The organism is Streptococcus massiliensis DSM 18628 (genome assembly GCF_000380065.1).
Lineage (GTDB): Bacteria > Bacillota > Bacilli > Lactobacillales > Streptococcaceae > Streptococcus > Streptococcus massiliensis.
The window spans coordinates 15,156-39,576 of the sequence record NZ_KB904368.1 but is presented as its reverse complement, the minus strand read 5'-3'; the positions used below and the strand labels follow the sequence as shown (position 1 = coordinate 39,576).

Here is a 24,421-nt window from a genome sequence, read left to right as displayed (position 1 = left end):
AGTGCAAGCACCAATCCTCTGCGTTCTACTTGCATGTATTAGGCACGCCGCCAGCGTTCATCCTGAGCCAGGATCAAACTCTCATATAATTAGTTTGAGTCTACACTCATTCTGTCCACCGACAGATTTATTGTTTTTCTTTTGTTTGACGAGTCATACCTCTCAGTATAACCCCCCGCACATTGGTTCGTCTTGTTCAGTTTTCAAAGGTCTACTGCTGCCTCAGGGACAACTATATCAGTATATCATCACATAAACAACTTGTCAAGGGGTTCTGATGTTTTTTTTATTTTTTATTTTAAATTTTGTGAAAAACATATGCACATGAGCATTTACCCTACTTCTTAAAGCATAATTTTAGCTCTTCTTAAAAATCAGTAAAGTTGTTAGTGCCCCTCCTATTGCTCCTCCTAAGTGGCCGGCTAGGCTAATCCCTGGAAGAAAGCTAAAAAGAAGATTGAGTAGTAAGAGTCGTGTATAGGTTTTGCTGAGTGTTTGGATATAAGGATTGTGAATTATGAATCGTAAAACAATGATGGCTGCAAAGATTCCAAAAAGCGAAGTTGATGCCCCTGCTGCCAGAATGTTAGGAGTAAAAATCAAAACAAAGAGATTACCACTAACTCCTGATAGGAGGTAGAGAAGTAGAAACCTTCCAGAGCCAAAAATACTTTCAGCTTGTTGCCCTATAAAGTATAGTGTTAGCGTATTAATCAAGAAATGCTCAAGACCTATATGAACAAAACTTGCAGCTAGTAGCCGCCAACCTTGGTTCAGAGGAGACATTTTAATTACCTCCCCATAAACCCCGCCAAATGTGAAAACTGCTTCGCTGCTGCTATAATCAAAACCATATGTTAAAAACATGAGAAGAAAAACGACTGTCGTTACAAAAAGTAATCCTGTCGTTACAGGATAGTGCCTGATAAAATTATTCTTCAAAAACAAAAACCTCCTTCACAGCTACATCATATTTCGTCGGTAAAAAATCAGCCTCTTGCTGGCTGTAAATGGTGCTAATAGTCGCGCCCTGAAAATCCGCCAAATAGCGGTCATAGTAGCCCCCACCGTAGCCAATCCGATAGTGCGCCGCATTAAAAGCGACACCCGGCACATGAATCAAATCAAGGATAGATTTGTCCACAGCCGCTTCACTCATTGGCTCTAGCAGTCCAAATCGGCTCAACTGCAAATCTTGGGGGTCATAATCAACAAAAATCATCCGCCCTTGCCCATAAGTCTTGGGTACCAAAAGGCGCTTGCCGTCAGAAAACGCCCGCTCAATCAAACGTTGGGTATCAAACTCATGCGGCATGGATAAATAGGTCGCAAGGACTTTTGCATTTTTATAAGAGCTCGACGCTAGAAAAGCATCTGTCAACCAAGCGTCCGCTCGCTTTTTTTCTGGCTCTGTCATGGCTTTCATCCGCGCCAAAACAGCCTGCCTCAAATCTTTCTTCACGCGCCAGCCTTTCTCAAATTTTACTTTTAAATCATTGCATTAACTTTGAAATCAAGGAATTTCCCGATTTTTTCAATTGCAAATGGCAGAGCTGCCTCATCGGGCGTCATCTGTGGACTGTGCAGGGGTGCAGGACTATCAATGCCCAGCCAGAACATGACACCGTCCACCTTGCTGAGCAGATAGCCGAAGTCTTCACCAGTCATAGCAGGCAGAATGTCAATCAGATTGACCCCTTCTTCTGCTGCGAAAAAGTCCATTAAGTCCCGTGCCAAATCGGGCTGATTTTCCACTGGCAGATAACCACCTTGCTTCAGCTCCAAATCCAGCTCCAAGTCAAAGGACTGGGCGACACCTTCAGCAATCGCGGTTAAACGCTTTTGCGTCAACAGATTCATTTCCATGGTTAAAGTGCGAATAGTTCCGTGCAGAAAAGCGGTCTCTGCAATGACATTGTTGGTCGTCCCCGCCTGCATAGCGCCAAAGGTCACCACCGCCCCCTCAATAGGGTCAACATTTCGACTGACAATAGTCTGCACCTGCGTGATAAAGTAGCTAGCCGCCACCAAAGCATCGTTGGCCTGATGCGGAAAAGCCGCATGACCTCCCTTGCCCTTAAAGGTCAATTTGACCTCGCAAGTCCCGGCAAACAGGGTGCCTGTATTGGTCGCAATATCGCCCACTTTTAAATCTGGTCGCACATGCAAGCCGTAAAATTCGTCAGGCAGCCAGTCGCCAAAGGCACCGTCTTCATACATGAGCATACCGCCCGCTTCATTTTCCTCTGCCGGCTGGAACAAAAAGAGCAGATTGTTCTTCGGACGCTCTTGGGTGAATTGCTCCAAAAGCCCCAGTGCCACGGTCATGTGCATATCGTGACCACAGGCATGCATTCTGCCTTCATGCTGGCTAGAAAATTCCAGACCGGTCTCCTCCACGATAGGCAAACCGTCAATATCCGTTCGCCAACCAATGGTTTTGTTGGGAGAAAAGCCCTTGAAAAAGACCAAAATACCTGTCTTCCAAGTCCGAATTTCCACATAGTCCAGCCCCGCCGTCAGCTCATCAATCACTTTCATCAAGTAAGCATGGGTCTTGTATTCTTCCAGTCCAATCTCGGGAATTTGGTGTAAATCACGACGAATTTTCAGATAATCAATCATAGTCCTATCCTATTATAGCGTACGAAGCGCATCTTCCAGCGCTGTTTTTTGCTGTGTTTTTTCGTCAATTTTTTTGATAATGCGAGCTGGAACGCCTGCAACGACCACATTTTCTGGCACATCTTGAGTGACAATGGCGCCCGCTGCCACCACAGAGCCATTTCCGATTTGAACGCCCTCGATAACGACCGCATTGGCACCGATAAGGACATGGTCACCAACGCGAACAGGATCCGCACTAGCTGGCTCAATCACACCTGCCAGCACCGCACCAGCGCCGACATGACTATTTTCCCCAACAATGGCACGGCCGCCCAAAATGGCACCCATATCAATCATGGTGCCCGCACCGATTTCCGCACCGATATTGATGACAGCCCCCATCATGATGACCGCATTGTCGCCAATTTCGACCTGGTCACGAATAATCGCCCCCGGCTCAATCCGCGCATTGATTGCTCGCTTGTCCAGCAAAGGCACTGCCGAATTACGAGCATCTTGCTCCACGACATAGTCCTTGTTTTCCGTCAGACCTGCAAGCAAAGGCTCAATTTCAGCCCAATCACCAAAGAGCACATTCCCCAATTGGAGAACCGAGCTAGGCACGTCGGCTGCTAACTTGCCCTCAAAGGTGACCTTGACCGCCGTCTGCTTCTTGGCATTTGCGATAAATTGAATAATTTCCTGCGCGTTCATTTTGGTTGCTGACATAGATTTCTCCTTACTTGTAAAAAATTTATCTTATTATAGCATAAAAACAGTAAATTGTCAGAATATTCCAGATTTCTTTTTTAGTTAAACTGAAATAGTATAATAGTAGATTTAGTTTTTCATGATATAAAAAGTTAGTTTCATCAAATACAAAAAAGCCCTTGTGGGGCTCTTTTTTACAACCGTGCGTTGAGTTCTTTGCTCAGGTCTTCAAAGCCAGGTTTGCCTAGGAGGGCAAACATATTTTTCTTGTAGGCTTCGACACCTGGTTGGTCAAATGGATTGATTGCATTGAGATAGCCTGAAATGGCGATTGCCAGCTCAAAGAAGTAAATGGCGTAGCCAAGCGTGAAAGCGTCCTGCTCAGGCAGCGTCACAAACATATTTGGCACATCACCGTCGGTATGAGCGAGAAGCACACCGTCCGTTGCTTTCTTATTGACAAAGTCCACATCCTTGCCCTGGATATAGCCAAGACCGTCCAAATCTTCCTCAAATTCAGGAATGATCACATTTTTGCGTGGCTTGTCTACACGGACAACCGTTTCAAACATGATGCGGGCACCTTCTTGGATGAATTGTCCCAGCGAGTGCAAGTCGGTAGAAAAGTTAGCAGAAGTTGGGTAGATGCCTTTTTGGTCTTTTCCTTCTGACTCACCAGCCAGCTGCTTCCACCATTCTGAGAAATATTGGAGAGACGGCTCATAGTTGACCAAAATCTCGGTCGCATAGCCTTTGCGGTAAAGGATATTGCGCAGGGCTGCATATTGGTAGGCTTCATTTTCAGAAATTTTATCTGAAGTGTAAGTCTTGCGCGCTGCATTGGCACCTTCCATAAGCGCCTTGATGTCCGCACCAGAAGCTGCAATCGGCAGCAAGCCCACAGCCGTCAGCACAGAGAAACGTCCACCGACATCATCGGGCACAACAAAAGTTTCCCAGCCGTTAGCGTCCGCTTCGACCTTGACAGCACCCTTGACGCGGTCTGTCGTCGCATAAATCCGTTTGTTAGCTTCTTCTTGCCCGTACTTCTTCAGCAGCAATTCTTTGAAAACGCGGAAAGCAATCGCTGGCTCAGTCGTCGTTCCTGATTTGGAAATGACGTTGACCGAGAAATCCTTGTCAGCCACATAGTCAACCAAGTCTGCCAAATAAGTAGATGAAATAGAATTTCCAGCGTACAAAATTTGTGGCGCTTTGCGCTCTTCCTTGCTTTGCAGGTTGGCAAAGTGATTGTTCAAGAAATCAATGGCTGCCTTGGCACCGAGGTAAGAACCGCCGATACCAATAACCACCAAGACATCGCTGTCTTTTTTGATTTGCTCAGCAGCCTTTAAAATGCGAGCAAATTCTTCCTTGTCATAGTCTTCTGGCAAGTCAAGCCAGCCGCGGAAGTCACTTCCCGCACCCGTTCCTTGGCGCAGCAATTCGTCCGCCACAGTCACTTGTGCTTGCATATAGTCCACTTCATGTGGTGCTACAAATTTTCCCAAAACTTTTGAATAATCAAATTTAATATGAGTCATTTTCTATCCTCCGTTTTTTCTTCTTTCTTATGATAACGCTTTAGGCGCATTTTAGCAAGTGATTTTTTTCTATTAAGCGCTTACACAGAGAATTTTTTGCAAAATAAAAAGAGCACACAATCCACACTCGCTTAGGGCTGCTGGATTCCTCCCCTGACCCACTTCACGCAGAACTGTTGCTCCACTGTTATTATAACATAAAAAGGGAATGAAGCCAAGTTTTATTTTCCCCTTTTCAAAAAAGCCACGACGAGCAGACAGATAATCAAACCCAGCATTGCAGGCAAAGCAATGGTCAAGCCCGCATTTCCGCTATCCAAGTAAGACCAAATCATTTTCAAAAAGGCCGTCGCAATCAAAATCAAGCCGACCAACCTCCAGCTATGCAGCCAGGTTGCTCGCACGATCAGGACAAAAAAGCTAACAACGAGAAAGGCGAAAAGATATTCTTTCAGGCCCCAAGTCGCTTGCAGAAACTGGCGCTCATAGGTCAAAAACTCCCTCACCAAGGCAGGAGTTTGACTCGGCACTGGAAACCAAATCATGCTGGTCAAGAGCGCAAAAATACTGGCTGTTATGCCGACGAGCTGCCTCTTGTAAGAAAAATACATGATTGGAACAATCAGAATGGGACGGATATACCAGCTCAACAAATTCTGATGACGCTCAAAAGCCCAAGTTTGAAAGGGGATATTTTTGACTAAAAATAGGGCAAATAGTAAACTTAAAAGCAAGAAGCAACTTGCAATTATGATGTGGTTCTTTTTTGGTTTCATTTTTTCTTCCTCCGATTTCGGAAAAAATCTTGCATGATTTTGGCGCATTCTTCCTCTAAAATCCCAGTTTCGACTGCCACGCGGTGATTGAGTCGCTCATCGGTCAAAATATCATAGAGGCTGCCTGCCGCACCAAATTTTTGATTTTTAGCGCCATAGACGACCTGCGGAATGCGAGCTAGGCCAATCGCACCGCTGCACATGACACAAGGCTCAATGGTCACAAAGAGGGTCGTATCCAGCAAGCGCCAGCTATTTTCATGAGCATTTGCCGCCTCAATGGCCATAATCTCCGCGTGCATAACCGCTCGTTCCAGCTCCTCACGCGCATTGTGCCCGCGCCCGATAATCTTGCCGTCCTTGACAATGACACAGCCAATGGGAATTTCGTCATTTTTCAGCGCCCGCTCCGCCTCACGCAAAGCCTCGCGCATGAAGGCTTCTTTTTCTTCTTGTGTGTAGTTCATAATTATTTACTTTCTGATTGATAAAAATCACCCAGCTCGTAAGTCACAACTTCTCTAACATGTAACTTATAACGAGCCACTAAATCACAAATATCGTCTCCATTGATAAGAGTAATAACACGTGTTCCAAGGCGAGATGCTTCCACAGCCCCCTTGCTAAAATCAGAAGTAGTTATAAAAATTCCATACTCCGCATTATGTTTATCCATAGCTCCTCTAAACTTATCAATTTCTGCTTGAATATTTCTCTCCCATTTTTTAGCCTGAATAGCAACTCTATTTGTTCGAAAGTCATCTTTACTAGTGATATACCCAAAACCATCCAAGCCACCATCATTAGTATAGCTTACTCCGATTTTATTATCAATTTTCACTCCCATTTCCTTAACCAGTGCTCGAGAAAACTCTTCAAATTTCTCAGGAGACATAGCCTTTAAAGCGTCTGATAATTGGATACGCCAGTCCGCTTCTTTGTCATCTTTCATTTCAGAAATAACTTCTTGCACTGCTCCATTCGGTTTATTGTTTGTATTTTTTACGTTTTTCCATAGTGGTCTCGCCTCAAATTGTACTTGCTTACCAAAATCTGGAGAGATTTGTACTTTTCGTCCTAAATCTGTCAATTCAAAATTTGCAAGACTAGGTTTATTGACATAACCTAAAAGAATTAGATTTTTTATTGCGAAGTTAAATACATAGTGGCTAGGATGATATTCATTTCCACTTCTTCCTGAGATTTTAACTTCATCAAAAAATGTCTCAGAAATCCTATTATCAGCTAATTTTATCGAGTCTATCAGCTCTTTTCTAGTTGCATAGCCACCCAACTCTTTTAAATGTTGAATAATCTCTACAATCATAATCTGCTCTTGTTCGCTTCGTGACATATTACCGAATTCTTTCATTTTATTCCTCTTTTTTATTTACTATAATTATTATAAAAAATTTCTAACAAAAAAGCCATTGAAGTATCAATGACTTGGGAATTTTTTGCTTAGAAGCGGACAAGTCGCTACCGAGACTTCTCATCCGCCGATTGATAAGGTACACTGTACCTCGCTAAAAATGTAAAGTCACTAACGCGACTTCTTATCTACAACTTAAAAAGAGCCTTCAGGCTCTTTTGTAAAGTCACTAATGTGACTTCTTATCCGCAGATTAAAACAGTCCACAGGACTGTTTTAACCCCACACGCTTTCCAGGATATTGGTTTGTTCGCGGTCGGGTCCGACTGAGAAGGTGGAAATGCGGACGCCGACTAGCTCTGAAACGCGGCGTACATAATTGCGGGCATTTTCTGGCAGGTCTTCGAGACTGCGAACGCCTGTGATGTCCTCTGACCAGCCCGGTAATTCTTCATAAATCGGCTGGCAACGCTTGAGCTGCTCTAGGCTGGCAGGATAATGGTCAATCCGCTCCCCGTCCAAATCGTAAGCAACACAAATCTTGACGGTATCAAGCCCGGTCAGAACATCAATCGAATTGAGCGAGAGATTAGTAATCCCTGACACGCGGCGACTATGGCGCATGACAACCGAGTCAAACCAACCTACGCGACGCGGACGTCCTGTCGTCGTTCCATACTCATGACCAACATCGCGAATGCGGTCGCCGACTTCATCAAACAACTCCGTCGGAAACGGACCGTCTCCCACACGGCTGGTGTAAGCCTTGCAAACCCCGACTACCTTGTCAATCTTGCTTGGCCCCACGCCAGAGCCAATAGTCACACCACCAGCGACTGGATTGGACGACGTGACAAAAGGATAGGTTCCTTGGTCAATGTCCAGCATGACCCCTTGCGCGCCCTCAAAAAGCACGCGTTTACCGTGGTCCAGCGCATCATTCAAAATCACCGATGTATCGGTCACATACTGCTTGATTGTCTGACCGTACTCGTAGTATTCTTCAAAAATCTCGTCAAAGCTAATGGCTTCACTGTCGTACAATTTCTCAAAGAGACGATTTTTCTCGGCTAAATTGCGCTCCAAACGCTCTCTGAAAATATCCTTGTCCAGCAAATCCGCAATCCGAATGCCAACCCGCGCAGCCTTGTCCATATAAGTCGGTCCAATCCCCTTAATGGTCGTACCGATTTTATTGACGCCTTTGGCGTCTTCTTGCAGCTGGTCGAGCTTGACGTGGTAAGGCAAAATGACGTGCGCCCGGTCAGAAATCCGCAGATTTTTCGTACTGACGCCCTCACCATGCAAATAGTCTAATTCCTGAACCAAGGATTTGGGATTGACCACCATGCCATTTCCGATGACCGAAATCTTTTCAGGAAAGAAAATTCCTGAAGGAATGAGGTGCAATTTATATTTTTTTCCGTCGATTACAATCGTATGCCCCGCATTGTCACCGCCTTGGTAGCGCGCAATGACTTCGGCATTGGCAGACAGGAAGTCTGTAATCTTCCCCTTGCCTTCATCTCCCCACTGGGTTCCTACAACTACAACTGATGTCATGATTTCAATTGAGCTTTTCGCTCTTCCTTTCTGAAATGCAGGGCAGGAATCTCACCCGCAAGCATATCTTACACTTCATTATAAGAAAATTCAGGAAAAACTTCAAGTAAAGAACGGATTTTATCAACAATTACAAAAGTTAAAAAAATAAAGTTCATTTTTTACGCATTTTAAAGCATATATTTAAAACAAAGTTCGTCTATTTGTTGCATTCCCCTCTAAATTTAATGATTTTTATTTCTGTTTCCACTTTATTCAATCTTTATGATAAAATAGAGACAAGAGATTTTTACTGAAAAGAGTTTACCTCCTTTATGAGAAATAAACAATCATTTAATTGGAAAATTTTTGCCTATATTATATTAGTTGTTTTCCTTATAACAAATCTGCATTATATCGTGCCTTTAGCTTTTTTAATTGCAGGTGGGTACGGTATTTATACTTATCGTAAATCGCAAAAAAGGCTTTCCGCTTCACAAATTCAGCAACGAATCAGTCAGTTAAAGCAACTGATTCGCGAAACAGACGGCCAACTTAAGCAATTAGATGGTTATAAAAATCCTGAACAGGACGCCCAGTATCAACAATTATCTCTAGAAGTTTTACCTAGATTGAGACAAATCGATGCAGAAACTCAGGCACTAGCAAACTACTTGGATAACAATATCTACCGTCGGATCATGGATCGAATCCGTATTTCACAGGATGATATTAAGGAACAACTTAGGCAAGTTGAGAGCCGAGCGCAAGTTATAAAAACAGGCTATCCGTCACACTCTAGCCCAAAAATATTGGAAGAGTTGGCGCCTGAAATTGTCCAAACCGTCCAAAATATTCAAACGGACCATGAGGCGATTTTGGAAAAAATCGCTCAGTCTGATAGTGGCAACAAGGAAGAATTGACGGCGGTTCACCAGTCACAGATGGAGCGTTTTGAAGATGTTTTGCAAGGTTACTTGAAAATCAAGGCTTCACCAAAGGATTTTCATAATGCTGAGGAACGCCTTGAAAAGGCTAAGGCTGCCATGGAGCAGTTTGATATTGACCTAGATGATACACTCAAGGAGCTAAATGAAGCTGATATGCGAGATTTTGATATTAGCCTACGAATCATCACTAATGAATCTATGAAAAAAAGCAATAGCAAGGGAGAACAGATCTAATGGCAGACACATTTAATTTTGATATTGACGGCATTGCTAATAACGCCTTACAAAAAACTGATAAAACAACGGAGATTATCGAAGCAAATCCAACTAGCGCTAATGGACAGTTGACATTTCTAGAAAAACTGAGTCCTGAACAACAAAGTGCCATTGAAGCAAAAGTGCCCGCACTAGTCACCAATTTTGTCGAAGATCAAAATGCCTTGCTGGATTTTGGGCAAGGGGCTGTTGAGGAAGTAAATGCTACTGTAAACCGCATTCTCTCCGAGCAGAAAAAATTAGAAATTCCACAAGTCGATGAGCTTTTACTGGCAACCAACCGTGAGCTAAATGGTTTTGTAGCCAAATATAAAGATGCCAGCCCAGCCGAGTTAGAGAAGAAACCGAACTTCTTCCAAAAACTCTTTAAACAAGGAAAAAATACGCTGCAAGAGTTTTATTTTGACTCACAAAATGTGGAACAAAAAATGGATAGCATGGCTGCTACTATTGTCAAACAAGAAGATGTTCTGGCACGTAATATTGTTTCTGCCGAGATGTTGATTGAAGACAACACTAAATCAATCGAAAACTTGGTCGGGGTCATTGCCTTTATTGAGGCAACTCAAAAAGAGTCTAGCCAACGAGCTCAAGCTTTACAAAATGAAATCGCTAGTCTTGATACTTCATCTGTTGATTATCAAGTAAAATCTCAAGAACTTGCTCGCATGACCGAGGTTGTCAATACTCTTGAGCAACAACACACTGAGTACATCAGTCGACTCTATGTCGCTTGGGCTACAACTCCACAGATGCGCAATTTAGTTAAGGTCTCTTCTGATATGCGCCAAAAACTGGGCATGCTTCGTCGTAATACCATTCCAACTATGAAACTCTCTATCGCTCAGCTTGGCATGCTCCAGCAGTCCGTAAAATCAGGCATGACGGCAGATGCTATTGCTAATGCTAATAACGCTGCTTTGCAACTGCTAGCTGAAACAAGCAAAGAGGCGATTCCTCAGCTGGAGAAAACTGCCCAAAGTCCTACAGTGGCTATTGAGTCTGTTACAAAATTGGCAGAAAGTCTAGTCGCTCAAAATCAAAGTATCGTAGCGGCTATCGAAACTGGTCGTAAAAAACGCGCCCAACTAGAACAAACCATTGTCAAGTCAGCCGAAACCATCAACGATTCTGTAAAATTGCGGGATCAAAAAATCATCCAAGCTCTTCTTGATGAAGGAAAAGAGGCACAAAAAGAAGCGACCGACGAGACAAACACTGAAAAAGAAGCAGAGAAGTAATTTTCTCTGTTTTTCTATTTACCTCTTACTCGTCTAATCCGCATTCACCCTTTTTAAAAAATCACGAACAAACGTAGCGAAAATTTGTTTTCCTAGCTTTTTTATAATAGACTAACATTAATAAATTAAAAAAATGGATACATACTATGAAAATCAATCAACTTCTGCAAAAATTAGACCGAGAAGCGCCTGTCCTCCAAGCGACTTTTGGCATAGAGCGCGAGGGGCTGCGCGTGACAGAAAACGGCGACTTGGCGCAAACAAGCCACCCTCAAAAATTTGGTTCGCGTAATTTTCATCCTTATATCCAGACGGATTTTAGCGAGCAACAGCTTGAGCTCATCACGCCCATTGCTCATTCTACCAAGGAAGCGCGGCGCTTGCTAGGAGCTATCACTGATGTGGCAGAGCGCTCGTTGGAGCCTGAGGAGCTGATCTGGCCTCTTTCCATGCCGCCTCAGCTAGATGAAAAGGACATTCAAATCGCCGCCTTGGAAGATGATTTTGAGTTTCACTATCGGGAGCAGCTGGCTGAAAAATACGGTAAAAAGCTACAAGCCATTTCTGGTATTCATTACAATATGGAGCTGGGCGCGGATTTGACCGCTGCCCTCTTTAAGGCGAGCGACTACAGCTCTTTACTTGATTTCAAAAACGCCCTCTATCTCAAACTGGCGCGCAATTTCCTGCGTTATCGCTGGCTTTTGACCTATCTCTACGGGGCTGCGCCGATTGCAGAAGCAGGTTTTCTGCCAGAAGAAGTAAGCCAGCCTGTCCGCTCTTTTCGCAACAGCGACTTTGGCTATGTCAATGAGGATCATATTCATTTTTCTTACACTTCCTTGGAAAAATATGTCTCTGATATTGAGCGCTATGTCGAGCAGGGCGACTTGATTGCAGAGAAAGAATGCTACGCGGCTGTGCGTTTTCGTGGGCAAAATCAGAATCGTGCTTACTTAGAAAAAGGGGTGACCTATCTGGAATTTCGCTCTTTCGACCTCAATCCCTTTGAGCCCTTAGGTATCAGTCAGGAAACCATGGACACCGTGCAGCTCCTGCTGCTGGCTCTGCTCTGGCTGGATGATAAGGAGGAGAATATTGACCAAGAACTGGCTGCTGCCCACGACTTGAACAACCAAGTGGCGCTGGCTCATCCCTTGACCAATTTGCCTAAAGAGGCAGATGCTCAGCCTATCCTAGCGGCGCTGCAAAACCTAATCCAGTATTTCCAGCTAGGAGCTTACTATCAAGGATTAGTAGAAAAAGTGCAGGCAGCTCTGCTTGACCCGCAGCTGACTATCGCAGGACAGCTCCTGCCTTACATTGAGCAGCAATCCTTGCAGGCTTTTGGCTTAGCCAAGGCGCAAGAATACCGCGACTACGCCTGGACGGCTCCCTACGCGCTCAAGGGCTATGAAAATATGGAACTCTCCACTCAGATGCTGCTCTTTGATGCCCTTCAAAAAGGGCTGCAGGTTGAGATTTTAGATGAAAACGACCAGTTCCTCAAGCTCTGGCATGGCGACCATGTCGAATATGTTAAAAACGGCAATATGACTTCCAAGGATAACTATGTTATGCCACTGGCCATGGCAAATAAAACCGTGACCAAGAAAATCCTTGCTGCAGCTGGTTTTTCAGTTCCAGACGGGGCGGAATTTACCAGCCTCCAAGCAGGGCTAGACTACTTTTCCCACATCAAAGGCAAGCAAATCGTGGTCAAGCCAAAATCAACCAATTTTGGTCTGGGCATTTCCATTTTCCAAGAACCGACCAGCTACGCTGCCTACCAAAAAGCGCTAGAGCTCGCTTTTTCTGAGGACTCCTCCGTCCTAGTAGAAGAATTTATCGCAGGAACCGAGTATCGCTTCTTTGTTTTGGACGGCAAGTGTGAAGCGGTCTTGCTGCGCGTCGCTGCAAATGTGGTCGGTGACGGCATTCACACCATTCGTCAATTAGTCGCGCAAAAAAATGATAATCCTTTGCGCGGACGCGACCACCGCTCGCCTCTGGAAAAAATCCAGCTGGGTGAGATTGAGCTGCTCATGCTTGCCCAGCAAGGCTACCAGCCAGACGACATCTTGCCTCAAGGCACCAAGGTCGAGCTGCGGCGAAACTCCAATATCTCTACAGGGGGCGATTCGATTGATGTGACCGAGACCATGCACCCATCCTACAAGGACTTGGCAGCGGAGATGGCCCTCGCTATGGGCACTTGGGCTTGCGGCGTTGATTTGATTATCCCTGACAGCTCTGCTATTTCCACCAAGGAAAATCCCAACTGTACCTGCATTGAGCTCAACTTCAATCCCTCTATGTATATGCACACCTATTGTGCGGAAGGGCCGGGGCAAGAAATCACGCCGAAAATCCTCGCCAAACTCTTTCCGGAATTATAAAAAAGGTTGCCCAAAGGCAACCTTTTAACCTTGCTCTACTTCTAAAGCGCTGTACTGAGCGGAATAGTTTGCAATGCGCTCCACCGTCTCAGGGTCAAAATGCGAGAAGAACTGGCTCTGTTCTTGGTCTAAGAGCAAAATCTCCGCCATATCCTCATCGGACAACTGAAAGTCAAAGACTGCAAAATTCTGCTCCATGCGCTCCTTGTGCACCGTCTTTGGAATGACGATAATATCCTGCTGGATGAGATAGCGCAGGCCAACTTGGGCAGCTGATTTGCCGTATTTTTGACCGATTTTGGTCAGGGTTTCATTGCTAAAGAAATCGCTGCGCCCTTCTGCAAAAGGCCCCCAAGACTCAATCTGAACATCGTATTTTTTCATGGTTTCGCGCGCTTTCAGCTGCTGATGAAAGACATGGGTTTCCACCTGATTGACCATAGGGGTGATTTCAGCGAACAGAGAGATGTCGGCGAGGCGGTCTGGTGAAAAATTGCTGACGCCAATCGCCTTGATTTTTCCTGCCTTGTAATATTCCTCCAGCGCCCGATAGGCTCCGTAATAGTCACCGAAAGGCTGGTGAACGAGCATCAAGTCCAGATAGTCCGTTTGTAGGCGCGCCAAACTTTTTTCGATTGAGGCTTTGGCTTTTTCATAGCCGAAATTGCTGACCCAGATTTTGCTGGTGATGAAAAATTCCTGACGGTCAATTCCTGATTTTCTAATGGCATTGCCGACGGCTTCTTCATTGAGATAGGCTTGCGCGGTGTCAATCAAGCGGTAGCCGACCGCAATAGCGTCGGACACAACCCGCTCGCATTCTGCCAAATCTGGTACTTGGTAAACGCCAAAACCTAAGAGAGGCATGGTAACTTGATTGGATAGAGTGACTGCTTTCATTTACTTTCCTCCTTGTCCTCAAATAGCTCCCGCTCGCGCGGCAGCACCTTATTTTCATAGTTTTCGATTTTGTAGTCGAGCCGAGTCAAAGCCTCCTGCAACTGGTCAATCCGTTCTTGCAGCTTGGCTCTTTCTTCCTGAAAAATCGCGATTCGAGCTGGAATGGTCTCATCGCCTTTATCCATAAGCCCGATATAGGCAATCAGGCTGTCGACCGACAGCCCTACCCTGCGAAAATACCGAACAAATTTCAAAATTGCAATTTCTCGTTCACTAAAGTCGCGAATACCCGACTGGTTGCGTGTCACAGGCGGAATGAGCCCAATCCGCTCATAATAGCGAATGGTGTCAGCCGATATTCCCGTCTCTTCACTTACTTTTTTAATATTCATGGGCTCACCTAATTTTCGCTGACCAGAACCAAGGATTTAATGGCTGTGCGCTGATCCATAGCGTCGTAAGCCGCTTGGATGTGCTCCAAGTCAAAGCGCTGCGTGAAGACCTTGCCCGGTTCAATTTCGCCCTTAAGTACAGCTTGCAGCAAAACTTCCTTATCATAAGTCGTCACCGAAGCAATCCCACCGCGCAAACCGATATTCTTCCAGAACAGTTCGTTGGTGTTCATTTCCGCCTTCTGCGGCACACCGACCCGACCGATAAGAGCTCCTGGACGAGCAATTTTGACGGCTGTTTCAACGGATTGCTCGGTACCTACACATTCCAAAATGGCGTCTGCACCAGCTTGATTGGTCAAGGCCAAAACTTTTTCCACCGCTTCATCGCCTCGCTCAGCGATAATATCTGTCGCACCAAATTCACGCGCCAAAGCCTGACGGTCTTTATGCCGGCTCATAGCAATAATGCGCCCGGCGCCCAGCATTTTAGCTGCGATGACGCCGCACAGACCCACAGCTCCGTCGCCCATAACGACCACCGTATCACCGCTCTTGACCTCAGCTGTCTTAGCCGCATGGTAGCCCGTCGCCATGACATCAGACAGGGTCAAGAGCGAATTGAGCATAGCATCCGAATAATCACTAGGTTGCCCCGGAATTTTTACCAGCGCCCAGTTAGCATTGCTAAAGCGCAGATACTCGCCTTGGTAGCCCACAAGCCCTGCTTCACGATTGAGACAATTCCCGTCAAAGCCCGCGCGACAGGCCGCACAATGACCGCAACCGTGGGTAAAAGGAACGATGACAAAATCGCCAACTTGGATGTCTGTCACTTCTGAGCCGACTTCTTCTACCACTCCAATCGCCTCATGACCAGCAGGCGTATTGCCCTCCCGCTGAGAGATACCGCGGAACCACCACAAATCTGAGCCACAAACGCAAGCCCGAACGATACGAATCAGAGCATCCGTCGGTTTCTCAAGACGAACTTTCTCAACCTCGCGCATTTCCATTTTACCTGGCTCTACAAAAATTGCTGCTTTCATCCGATTTCCTACTTTCATTATTTTAAGACTATTATATCCCTTGGAGTGCACTCCAAGTCAAGCGTTTTTAACAAAAATTTGAATTGAAGTTTTGATGAAAGATTTTAATTTTACTCGTCTAAGATCAACAAATCCTTTGTATCAAAATCGCTATGTAGGCTCCCATATCTTTTTCTTCTCCTGTTTTTTAAAGCCATTTTTTGTCCAAAAAATTCTAGCTTGCGAATTTTCTTTGGGAAAAGCTAAACGAACACTCCTGTCCTTGTCTATGCATAATAGACCACTAAAAAAGAGCCTTAGGGCTCTTTTCATTTTATTCTGTCTTCGTCAAAATTTGTAGGGTTTCAAGCAGATTATCTGCGTGAACTTCGATTGTATCACCAGTTGCTTTAATTTTAACTTCGACGACTCCATCAGCTGCTTTCTTCCCAACTGTCACACGAATCGGCAGACCAATCAAATCGCTATCACTGAATTTAACACCCGCGCGCTCATTTCGATCGTCTGTCAAAACTTGATAACCCGCTTTTTCTAAAGCCGCTTCCAATTTAGCTGTCAGAGCTAGACTTTCTTCGTCTTTGACATTCACAGGAATCAGGTGGACATCAAATGGTGCCAGCTCTTTAGGGAAATTAACACCCCAAGCATAGCGATATTCACCCTTAGGCGTTTTGTTAACAAAGAGGCGTGCATGTTGCTCAATAACCGCTGAAAGAAGGCGACTAACACCAATGCCGTAGCAACCCATAACAATCGGCACAGCGCGGCCATTTTCATCAAGAACATTCGCATTCATACTATTTGAATAGCGAGTTCCCAGTTTAAAGATGTGACCAATTTCAATGCCACGTGCAAACTTGAGCACACCTTGTCCATCTGGAGAAACCTCACCCTCATGCACTTCACGAATATCCACATAGTCAGCTTCAAAATCACGCCCTGGATTTACACCAATCAAGTGATATCCGTCTTCATTGGCACCCGCAACAACATTATGAGCATCCTGAACCTTACGATCTGCAATAATCTTCACACCTTCTGGCAAATTGACAGGTCCAAGTGAACCAAAACCGGCACCAAAAAGTTCTCTGACAGTATCTTCACCTGCTACATCTAGGAAATCTGCTCCTAGATAGTTTTTCAGCTTTACTTCATTGAGTTGGTCATTGCCAACCAGCAAGGCAACCACTGGCTCTTCGTCTGCTATGTAAACTAAGGTTTTAATCGTCTGGCTTTCATCTACATTTAAGAAAGCAGCGACTTCATCAATCGTCCGACAATCAGGTGTTTCAACACGGTTTAGTTCTTCTTCTGTCACGACCACATTGCGCGGTTTGTATTCGCTAGTAGCCATCTCCAGATTAGCTGCATAACCAGACTCACTGGAGTAGGCAATGGTATCTTCACCTGAAACCATCCATCTAGACAACTCTGCCTTGATCTCTGCCAGAACTTCTTCTGGAATTTCATCAAGAGAGCAGACGGATTTATCTAAAACAAGCCAACGACTAAGGTCTGTCCTATCAGGAGTAATCGCCATAAACTCTTGGCTATCCTTACCACCCATGGCACCACCGTCACCAATAATGCCCTTAAATTCAAGTCCTGCACGTGTGAAAATTGCTTCATAAGCCTTGCGGTATTCTTCATAAGTGACGTCTAAACTGTCATAGTTAGCATGAAAACTATAGCCGTCTTTCATGATAAATTCACGACCACGAAGGAGGCCATTACGCGGACGCTTTTCATCACGATATTTAGCTTGGATCTGGTAAAGATTCATTGGTAACTGTTTGTAAGACTTAACCGAATCGCGGACAATCGCTGTGAAAGTTTCTTCATGAGTTGGCCCCAAGATAAAATCAGATTTTTCACGATTTTTAAGCTTGTAAAGGTCTTCACCATAAGTCTCGTAGCGCCCAGACTCACGCCACAAATCTGCACTAAGGAGCGCAGGAGCTAACATTTCGACAGCTCCAATTTTATCAAACTCTTCTCGCATAATAGTTTTCGCTTTTTCGATAACACGATTTGCAAGAGGCAAGTAAGTATAAATCCCTGCTGAAATCTGGCGGACGTAACCTGCCCGCAACATAAGAGCATGGCTAATCACTTGTGCATCACTTGGCATTTCGCGCAAGGTAGGGATAAGCATTTTACTTTGTTTCATATAGATAATACTTTCTAATTAAAAAATGTTCGTAGAATATCATTCCAAGTTACAGCGACCATGAGAAGAACCATAATTGCGACACCTGCTAAAGTCACATAGGTCTCTGTCTCACGTTTGAGCGGTTTTCTACGAATCGCTTCAAGGATGTTAAGGACAATCTTCCCACCATCTAAGGCTGGAATTGGAATGAGATTAAAAATTCCAAGGTTAATGGAAATAAGCGCAAGTAAACTGATAGAAGGAATTAAACCATCTTTGGCAGCATCACTACTTGCCTTATAAATAGCAACTGGTCCCCCCAGTTGATTAATATTAGGGTGCAAAATAAGATTTTTTAAGGCTGTTAAGATCTGGGTGGCACTGTTCCAAGTCATGGTTAAGCCGCCTACCAACTTATCTGTCAGGCTCGTCTTGAGACTATACGTAACTCCGACACGATAGGCACCATCTTGTTTCTGGGGCACGACTGTGAGTTGGCGTGTTTTTTGGCTACTTTTGACCGTAACAGCCAGCTTGGGGTCAACCTTATCCTTGGTCTCTTGACTAATAGCTCCTGTTATATCTTGCCACTGGTTGATCTCATGATTCCCAATCTTTAAAATCTGATCATTATTCTTAACACCAGCCTGAGCTAAAGCCCCATTAGGAATTACTCGAATTTGATTGCTATTGAGATTTGGGACACCCCCTTGCATGAAAATAACTAGCCAAAAAGCAAGAAGCGTTAAAATAAAGTTATTCATCGGACCAGCAAAATTAGTGATGAGCCGTCCTCCAATAGATGCATTTTGATACTGAACATCAAGTGGTGCTATCCGTAATTCTGTTCCGTCTTCTTCAATAATCGTTGCATCATGATCAACAGCATACGTTTTCGTTTCATCAAAAACCAAACCTGTCATTTCAAGTTTATCTTCTAAATCATAATTGGTTATATTCATAGGAATGGCTGTCTGATCAATACGTTTGCCAGATAGATTGATCCTTACAACCTTGCCATTTTCTCCTAAAGTTAAACTTGCAGGTGTACCCGTTTTGATTTCTGTTGTATCTTCACCCCAGCCGGCCATGCGGACATAGCCACCCAAAGGCAAAATCCGAATCGTATAGGCCGTCCCGTCTTTTCCAATATGAGAAAAAATCTTCGGTCCCATACCAATAGAAAACTCGCGAACGAGGATTCCTGATTTTTTTGCAAAATAGAAGTGACCAAACTCGTGCACAACGACAATCACTCCAAAAATAATGATAAAGGTTAAAATCCCAGCAATCAAAGGCTGTCCCCTCTTTCTCTAGTTTAAATTAAGCCAAGTAGGTGCATCAGTGGAAAGACAAAAAGTAGCGAATCAAAGCGATCTAAGACTCCACCGTGCCCCGGAATAAATTTCCCTGAGTCTTTCACTCCAAAGTAACGCTTGATGGCACTTTCTACTAGGTCACCAAATTGCCCTGCGCTGCTAAAAATCACAGCAAAAATAAGCATCGTAAAAAGATTGTGAGAACTAGCCACGTGACGATCAACTAGCACAAAAATGAATGTTACTAGCACTGCTGCCAGAATTCCACCTAAACTTCCCTCAATGGTCTTGTTGGGTGACACAGCTGGCATCAATTTCCGACGTCCATATTTCTTACCAATCAAATAAGCCCCTGAATCCGTTACCCAAACGATAAACAAAGCAAGCAATACCTTGTCAAACCCCGCCAAACGTGCAGACACCAGGGCATGAAAACCAAAGCCAACGTAGAAACTTGAAGCGATCGGATAAACAGCATCGTTGTAAGTATAGTTTTTCCCTAAAACAGTAGCTCCTAAAAGCAGGAAAACAACAATTCCGTAGGCTGTGAGACTGCCGTCCATCGGTAAAAATTTCAAATAATTCTCAATTGGAACCGTAAAGACAAAGGCTGCCAACATAGCAAGTCCGCCTTCAAGACTAGCCGTTTCAAGACCACGCATACGCAACAATTCATGCACACCCAGCATAGCAATAAGCCCTACACCGACCTGAAAAGCAACCCCTCCAAGATAAAGCAAAGGCAAGAAAATTGCTAACGCAATTCCAGCGAAAATAACTCGTTTTTGCAATTCTTTATCCATCTACTAAACTCCTCCAAAACGTCGATTGCGACGATTATAAGCCACAATTGCTGCATTCAAAGCATTCTCATCGAAATCTGGCCATAAAATGTCTGTAAAATACAATTCACTATAAGCACTTTGCCAAGGCAGGAAATTACTGAGGCGCAACTCTCCACTGGTGCGAATGACAAGATCTGGATCTCGTAAAATACGCGACAGGCTATTAGTATAAAGATAGTTAGCAATCACATCCTCGTTGATATCCTCTGGGCTGAATTTCGCATCCAGCACATCCTTAGTGATATTCTTAACTGCTTGGACAATCTCTGCTCTACCTCCGTAGTTGAGAGCAAAGTTTAAAATTAAACCAGTGTTCAGTCGTGTTAAGTCCTGAGCCTTGTTCAGAGCCTCGAGCGTTTCCTTAGGCAGCTTTGCCACATCTCCAATCATCTGAATTTTTACATTATTTCTGTGCAATTCCGGCACATAGCGCTCGTAAAATTCTACAGGCAAATTCATAATGAATTTTACTTCTTTTTCTGGTCGTGACCAATTTTCCGTCGAAAAGGCGTAAACAGTCAAAACCTGCACGCCCATTTCTTTTGCTGCGATTGTGACATTTTGCAAGGCTTCCATGCCTGCCTTATGCCCAAAGACACGTGGCTGCATACGTTTTTTTGCCCAACGACCATTTCCATCCATAATAATACCAATGTGCTTAGGCACCTGCAAAGGCATCTCAGATTTCTCTTTTTTCCTAAATGAGAACATAACTATTTCCTCGTTTGTATCAAATCAGTTTATTATATCATAAAATGATTAAAAATGCGAAAGGATAGCTGTCAAGGCTTGGCATTGCTGCTTTTTATCAAAAAAATCAAAAAACTTTTCCGTTTTCTGACTTTTATTTTTGTATTTAATTTTTAAAATTCGGTTTGTAGAAAGAGCGATTGTCCATGGCAAAGATGCGATTGGTCATCTCGCCCGCACCAATCTTGGCTAGAGCCGAGATCATCATCATCATTTCCGCATCTAAATTGTCAATCATGTGGATAATTTCAGCCTCCATGATTTTGGGGCGCACGGGGCTGCCGTACTCCAAAAGCCCGTGGTGGCTGAGGATGACATGACGCAGCACGATGACGTCTTCCTTGCTATCGTCAATCTTGAGCTCGAGCAGCGCTTTGGTAATTTCCTCATCGATAAGAGCGATATGACCGATGAGATTGCCCCGCACCGTGTACTCCGTACCTTCTGGCCCGGTCAATTCCAAGACCTTAGCCAAATCATGCAACATAATCCCCGCAAAGAGCAGGCTCTTATTGAGCTGGGGATAAATGTCGCCAATCGCGTCCGCCAGCTTGACCATGGTCGCCGTGTGAAAAGCCAGTCCTGCTTCAAAAGCGTGGTGATTGGTCTTGGCAGCAGGATAGGTGTAAAATTCATGGTCGTACTTAGAATAGAGCGAGCGCACCAAGCGTTGCCAAATGGGATTTTCAATCTTGAAAATCATCTGCGCCAAGTAATCGCGCAGCTCTTTTTGGTCAACAGGGGGCTTCTCTTTGAAGTCCGCTGGGTCGTTTGGCTCGCCCGCCTTAGGCAGACGCAGCACAATTTGATTGACCTGGGGCGTGTTGTTGTAAACCTCGCGGCGTCCCTGCATGTGGACAACCTTGCCTGCCGTAAATTCTGTGACATTGTGAGGCTGGGCGTCCCAGAGCTTGCCCTCAATTTCGCCGCTATCATCTTGAAATGTGAAAGCCAGATAATTCTTTCCAGCTCTGGTCTGACGAACTTCTGCTGACTTGATGAGGTAAAAACCTTCAAAGAGCTCGTCTTTTTTCATTTGGTTAATTTTCATCTTCTATCCCTTCTTGTCCTTCTTCTTGAAAATCTAAAATGCCTAAGGAAACATCATCATCCGACAGCTCGATATGGCGGAGCGTCCGCTCAATCGCATTTGTCCGGCGTGTCATGAGCTCATCAATGCTGCCCGAAGCATTTTTCAAATGTTTCTGCGCTTTTGAGAGAACCCCGCCAAATTTGTTAAATTCTGTCTTGACCGAAGCCAAAACCTTGCTGATGTCGTCTGCACTTCTTTGGATATTTAAGGTTTTAAAGCCGACCGACAGCGAATTGAGCAGGGCTGACAAGGTCGACGGCCCAGCTACCACAATCTGCTCTTCCCGCCTCAAATTATCAAAAAATTCTGGATTGCGCACGACCTCTGAATAAAGCCCCTCTGTCGGCAAAAACATAATGGCAAAATTGGTCGTTGCAGGCGGTGCCAGATATTTTTTCTTGATGTCCTTGGCGAAACGCTTAACGCTAGCCAAAAGCGCCTTGCGGTAAAGGTCAATGTCATCGCGATTGCCCGCTTCATAGGCGTCCTCCAGCCGATAATAATCAGCCAGCGGAAACTTAGAATCAATCGGCAGATAAACATAATCCTGCTCGCTTTGCCCCGGCAATTTTATGGCGTACTCGACCCGCTCGCTAGAGCCTGCCACCGTCGCAAACTCGCGCTCGTACTGGCTGGGCGTCATGATGTCCTCAATAATTTGCCCCAGCTGCAACTCACCCATAATCCCGCGCGTTTTGGTATTGGACAAGACCTTGTTTAGCGTTCCGACATCACGCGCCACCGTCTGCATTTCACCCAGCCCACGATTGACTGATTCCAGCTGCTTGGATACCGTCGCAAAAGAAGTCTGCAAGCGGCTTTGCAAGGTCTGCTCCAGCTTTTCCTCCACCGTCTGACGCATCTGCTCCAAACGCTGCTCGTTGGACTCTTGAATTTTTTGCATACGCTCGTCCGTCTTATCACGATTTTTCGTTAAATTCTCCGTGATTTCTGCGCGTAGCTCGGTCAAATTGCGGTGCAAATCTGTCTCTACTTTTACCAAACGGTCACTCAGCGCCAATTCTAATCGCTGCTGCCTAATCAGGGCTTCTTGCCGCTCTTCTTTCAAGCGATAGTCAAGCTGCTCTGACAAATTGTCCGCTTGGTCTTCTAGAACCTTCTGCACTTGCTGAGCTTGGCTGCTACTTTTTTGCCAAAGAAGGTAGCTGAGCGCAAGATTGACCAAGAGCAAAAGAACAATGATAAATTCCATATCAACTCCTATCCTTACTGTAAATGATGACAAGGTAACCCTCATGAAATTTGACAAATAGGGGCTCATCTATAAATTCGTTAGAAGCGTAAACTTTTTTGAAAAAATAATTTTTTTCGTCCAAAGGATACTTGGCGCCAGTGATGCTCAAAAACTGGTCTTGAACGGGTAAAAAAGCGACGTATGCCATTCCTTTTTGAGGAGAAACTTGATGCCTGCCAGCTGGCAGATAGGTCACAATATTCTGCTCGTCTAAAAGAGTCAACTGCTGCATAAAAGGAGCCAATTTGTCGTTACTTGGCAGAAAAATATTTGCCAAGGTGTGGTCTAGCCGCCCACCAAAAGCCCCATAGACGCTGACCTCGGCTTCGGGAAATCGCTCGAAAATCGTTAGTAGCGCCAGCTCCATATCCGTGTCGTCCTTTTCAGGCTGGGCTGTCACCAAGACTTGCGCCTCTTCTTTTATCCGCTGCCATTCTTGCCCAGAGACCGAGTCAAAGTCACCGACCGCATAGTCCAAGGGTAGGTCTTCTTGCAAAATAGCTAGCGCTCCTGCGTCTACTCCAACATAAATATCCATGTTTTTTGGCAAATCTATCCCTAGCTGACCACCTGCCAGCACTGCAACTCTAGGCATTTAAAGCGTCCTTCAAAGTCGCAACCTGAGCCTTGACATCGCCCTTGAAAACATAACTTCCAGCTACGAAAACATTGGCGCCCGCTTCCTTGGCAAGCCCAACCGTTTGATTGTCAATACCGCCGTCAACTTCAATATCAAAGTTCAAGCCGTTGACTTCACGCAGCACAACCAACTCACGAATCTTGTCCATGGTTTCTGGCAAAAAGGCCTGACCACCAAAACCGGGATTGACCGTCATCACTAGCACTTGGTCGACCAAATTCAAAACATTTTTCACTGCTTCGACAGGCGTGCCGGGGTTGATAACCACGCTGGGCTTGACGCCAGCCGCACGGATTTTTTGCAGAGCGCCATGAATATGCAGCGTTGCTTCGGCATGGATACTGATAATATCGGCACCTGCGCGGGCGAAATCCTCGATGTGATGTTCAGGATTGGACACCATGAGATGACAATCAAAAACCAGCTTGCTGTGGGGGCGCATAGCTGCTACCACGCCCGCACCAAAACTAATATTCGGCACAAAATGTCCGTCCATAATATCGATGTGAACATACTCAGCGCCAGTTGTTTCCAGCTTTTTCAGCTCTGCTTCAAAATTAGCGTAATCGGCACTCAAAATAGAGGGGGCAATTTTATATGTGTTCATT

Annotated in this window: 23 protein-coding genes, 1 rRNA gene and 1 other RNA gene; 3 read left to right on the top strand and 22 right to left on the bottom strand. The window is 44.9% G+C overall.

Going from position 1 to position 24,421, the window contains the following annotated elements; translation table 11 throughout:
* The 11 genes from A3I3_RS0101930 to A3I3_RS0101885 form a co-directional block, all read right to left on the bottom strand.
* Positions 1–89 (bottom strand): 16S ribosomal RNA (locus A3I3_RS0101930); the annotation flags it as partial.
* A gap of 268 nt (positions 90–357) precedes the next feature.
* The gene (locus A3I3_RS10075) at positions 358–942 is read right to left on the bottom strand and encodes a rhomboid family intramembrane serine protease (protein ID WP_018371053.1); all 585 of its coding nucleotides are present in this window, start codon (positions 940–942) and stop codon (positions 358–360) included.
* The gene (locus tag A3I3_RS0101920; protein WP_018371052.1) at positions 932–1,462 is read right to left on the bottom strand and encodes a 5-formyltetrahydrofolate cyclo-ligase; all 531 of its coding nucleotides are present in this window, start codon (positions 1,460–1,462) and stop codon (positions 932–934) included. Before A3I3_RS0101920 ends, A3I3_RS10075 begins: the two co-directional genes overlap by 11 nt.
* 26 nt (positions 1,463–1,488) lie before the next feature.
* A complete protein-coding gene (locus tag A3I3_RS0101915) occupies positions 1,489–2,625 on the bottom strand; it encodes an N-acetyldiaminopimelate deacetylase (protein WP_018371051.1) in 1,137 nt (378 codons plus the stop codon).
* A 12-nt stretch (positions 2,626–2,637) separates the two neighbouring features.
* Positions 2,638–3,336: a 2,3,4,5-tetrahydropyridine-2,6-dicarboxylate N-acetyltransferase gene (gene dapD, locus A3I3_RS0101910; protein WP_018371050.1), complete on the bottom strand. Its 699-nt coding sequence runs from the start codon at positions 3,334–3,336 to the stop codon at positions 2,638–2,640.
* A 176-nt stretch (positions 3,337–3,512) separates the two neighbouring features.
* The gene (locus A3I3_RS0101905) at positions 3,513–4,862 is read right to left on the bottom strand and encodes a glucose-6-phosphate isomerase (protein ID WP_018371049.1); all 1,350 of its coding nucleotides are present in this window, start codon (positions 4,860–4,862) and stop codon (positions 3,513–3,515) included.
* Positions 4,863–4,960: 98 nt separating this feature from the next.
* Positions 4,961–5,055, bottom strand: an RNA gene (gene ffs / locus A3I3_RS10390) — signal recognition particle sRNA small type.
* 28 nt (positions 5,056–5,083) lie between these two features.
* Positions 5,084–5,638: a hypothetical protein gene (locus tag A3I3_RS0101900; RefSeq protein WP_018371048.1), complete on the bottom strand. Its 555-nt coding sequence runs from the start codon at positions 5,636–5,638 to the stop codon at positions 5,084–5,086.
* Entirely contained in the window at positions 5,635–6,105 is a 471-nt protein-coding gene (gene tadA, locus A3I3_RS0101895; protein ID WP_018371047.1) for a tRNA adenosine(34) deaminase TadA, read from the bottom strand. The genes A3I3_RS0101900 and tadA overlap by 4 nt, the downstream gene beginning before the upstream one ends.
* Before the next feature lie 2 nt (positions 6,106–6,107).
* Positions 6,108–7,010: a restriction endonuclease gene (locus tag A3I3_RS0101890; protein ID WP_018371046.1), complete on the bottom strand. Its 903-nt coding sequence runs from the start codon at positions 7,008–7,010 to the stop codon at positions 6,108–6,110.
* Between the two features lie 276 nt (positions 7,011–7,286).
* Positions 7,287–8,573 (bottom strand): adenylosuccinate synthase, encoded by a 1,287-nt coding sequence (locus tag A3I3_RS0101885; protein ID WP_018371045.1) that lies wholly within the window; start codon positions 8,571–8,573, stop codon positions 7,287–7,289.
* A gap of 314 nt (positions 8,574–8,887) precedes the next feature.
* Between A3I3_RS0101885 and A3I3_RS0101880 the strand changes: the two genes are divergently transcribed.
* The 3 genes from A3I3_RS0101880 (at position 8,888) to gshAB (ending at position 13,418) form a co-directional block, all read left to right on the top strand.
* Positions 8,888–9,736, top strand: a complete 849-nt coding sequence (locus A3I3_RS0101880; RefSeq protein WP_018371044.1) for a hypothetical protein — start codon at positions 8,888–8,890, stop codon at positions 9,734–9,736.
* Positions 9,736–11,019 (top strand): toxic anion resistance protein, encoded by a 1,284-nt coding sequence (locus tag A3I3_RS0101875; protein WP_018371043.1) that lies wholly within the window; start codon positions 9,736–9,738, stop codon positions 11,017–11,019. The genes A3I3_RS0101880 and A3I3_RS0101875 overlap by 1 nt, the downstream gene beginning before the upstream one ends.
* Positions 11,020–11,165: 146 nt before the next feature.
* A complete protein-coding gene (gene gshAB, locus A3I3_RS0101870) occupies positions 11,166–13,418 on the top strand; it encodes a bifunctional glutamate--cysteine ligase GshA/glutathione synthetase GshB (protein WP_018371042.1) in 2,253 nt (750 codons plus the stop codon).
* Positions 13,419–13,442: 24 nt separating this feature from the next.
* On the opposite strand, the gene A3I3_RS0101865 is transcribed toward gshAB, so the two are convergent.
* From A3I3_RS0101865 to rpe, 11 genes are all read right to left on the bottom strand, one after another.
* Positions 13,443–14,318 carry an aldo/keto reductase gene (locus A3I3_RS0101865; RefSeq protein ID WP_018371041.1) on the bottom strand — a complete coding sequence of 292 codons (876 nt, stop codon included), beginning with the start codon at positions 14,316–14,318 and terminating at the stop codon, positions 13,443–13,445.
* Complete coding sequence (gene nmlR / locus A3I3_RS0101860) at positions 14,315–14,710, bottom strand: stress response transcriptional regulator NmlR (protein WP_018371040.1); 396 nt, start codon at positions 14,708–14,710, stop codon at positions 14,315–14,317. Before nmlR ends, A3I3_RS0101865 begins: the two co-directional genes overlap by 4 nt.
* A gap of 8 nt (positions 14,711–14,718) precedes the next feature.
* Positions 14,719–15,759, bottom strand: coding sequence for a zinc-dependent alcohol dehydrogenase family protein (locus A3I3_RS0101855; protein ID WP_018371039.1), 1,041 nt, complete (start codon positions 15,757–15,759; stop codon positions 14,719–14,721).
* A gap of 313 nt (positions 15,760–16,072) precedes the next feature.
* Complete coding sequence (locus tag A3I3_RS0101845; protein ID WP_018371037.1) at positions 16,073–17,929, bottom strand: proline--tRNA ligase; 1,857 nt, start codon at positions 17,927–17,929, stop codon at positions 16,073–16,075.
* Positions 17,930–17,943: 14 nt separating this feature from the next.
* Entirely contained in the window at positions 17,944–19,203 is a 1,260-nt protein-coding gene (gene rseP / locus A3I3_RS0101840) for an RIP metalloprotease RseP (protein ID WP_317857634.1), read from the bottom strand.
* 26 nt (positions 19,204–19,229) lie between these two features.
* Positions 19,230–20,033, bottom strand: a complete 804-nt coding sequence (locus A3I3_RS0101835; protein WP_018371035.1) for a phosphatidate cytidylyltransferase — start codon at positions 20,031–20,033, stop codon at positions 19,230–19,232.
* A 3-nt stretch (positions 20,034–20,036) separates the two neighbouring features.
* Positions 20,037–20,786 (bottom strand): isoprenyl transferase, encoded by a 750-nt coding sequence (locus A3I3_RS0101830; RefSeq protein WP_026129858.1) that lies wholly within the window; start codon positions 20,784–20,786, stop codon positions 20,037–20,039.
* A gap of 145 nt (positions 20,787–20,931) precedes the next feature.
* Positions 20,932–21,876, bottom strand: a complete 945-nt coding sequence (locus tag A3I3_RS0101820; protein WP_018371032.1) for a 3'-5' exoribonuclease YhaM family protein — start codon at positions 21,874–21,876, stop codon at positions 20,932–20,934.
* The gene (locus tag A3I3_RS0101815; RefSeq protein ID WP_018371031.1) at positions 21,866–23,131 is read right to left on the bottom strand and encodes a DNA recombination protein RmuC; all 1,266 of its coding nucleotides are present in this window, start codon (positions 23,129–23,131) and stop codon (positions 21,866–21,868) included. Before A3I3_RS0101815 ends, A3I3_RS0101820 begins: the two co-directional genes overlap by 11 nt.
* A 1-nt stretch (position 23,132) precedes the next feature.
* Positions 23,133–23,768 carry a thiamine diphosphokinase gene (locus A3I3_RS0101810; protein WP_018371030.1) on the bottom strand — a complete coding sequence of 212 codons (636 nt, stop codon included), beginning with the start codon at positions 23,766–23,768 and terminating at the stop codon, positions 23,133–23,135.
* A complete protein-coding gene (rpe, locus tag A3I3_RS0101805) occupies positions 23,761–24,420 on the bottom strand; it encodes a ribulose-phosphate 3-epimerase (RefSeq protein ID WP_018371029.1) in 660 nt (219 codons plus the stop codon). Before rpe ends, A3I3_RS0101810 begins: the two co-directional genes overlap by 8 nt.
* Position 24,421 lies beyond the last annotated feature (1 nt).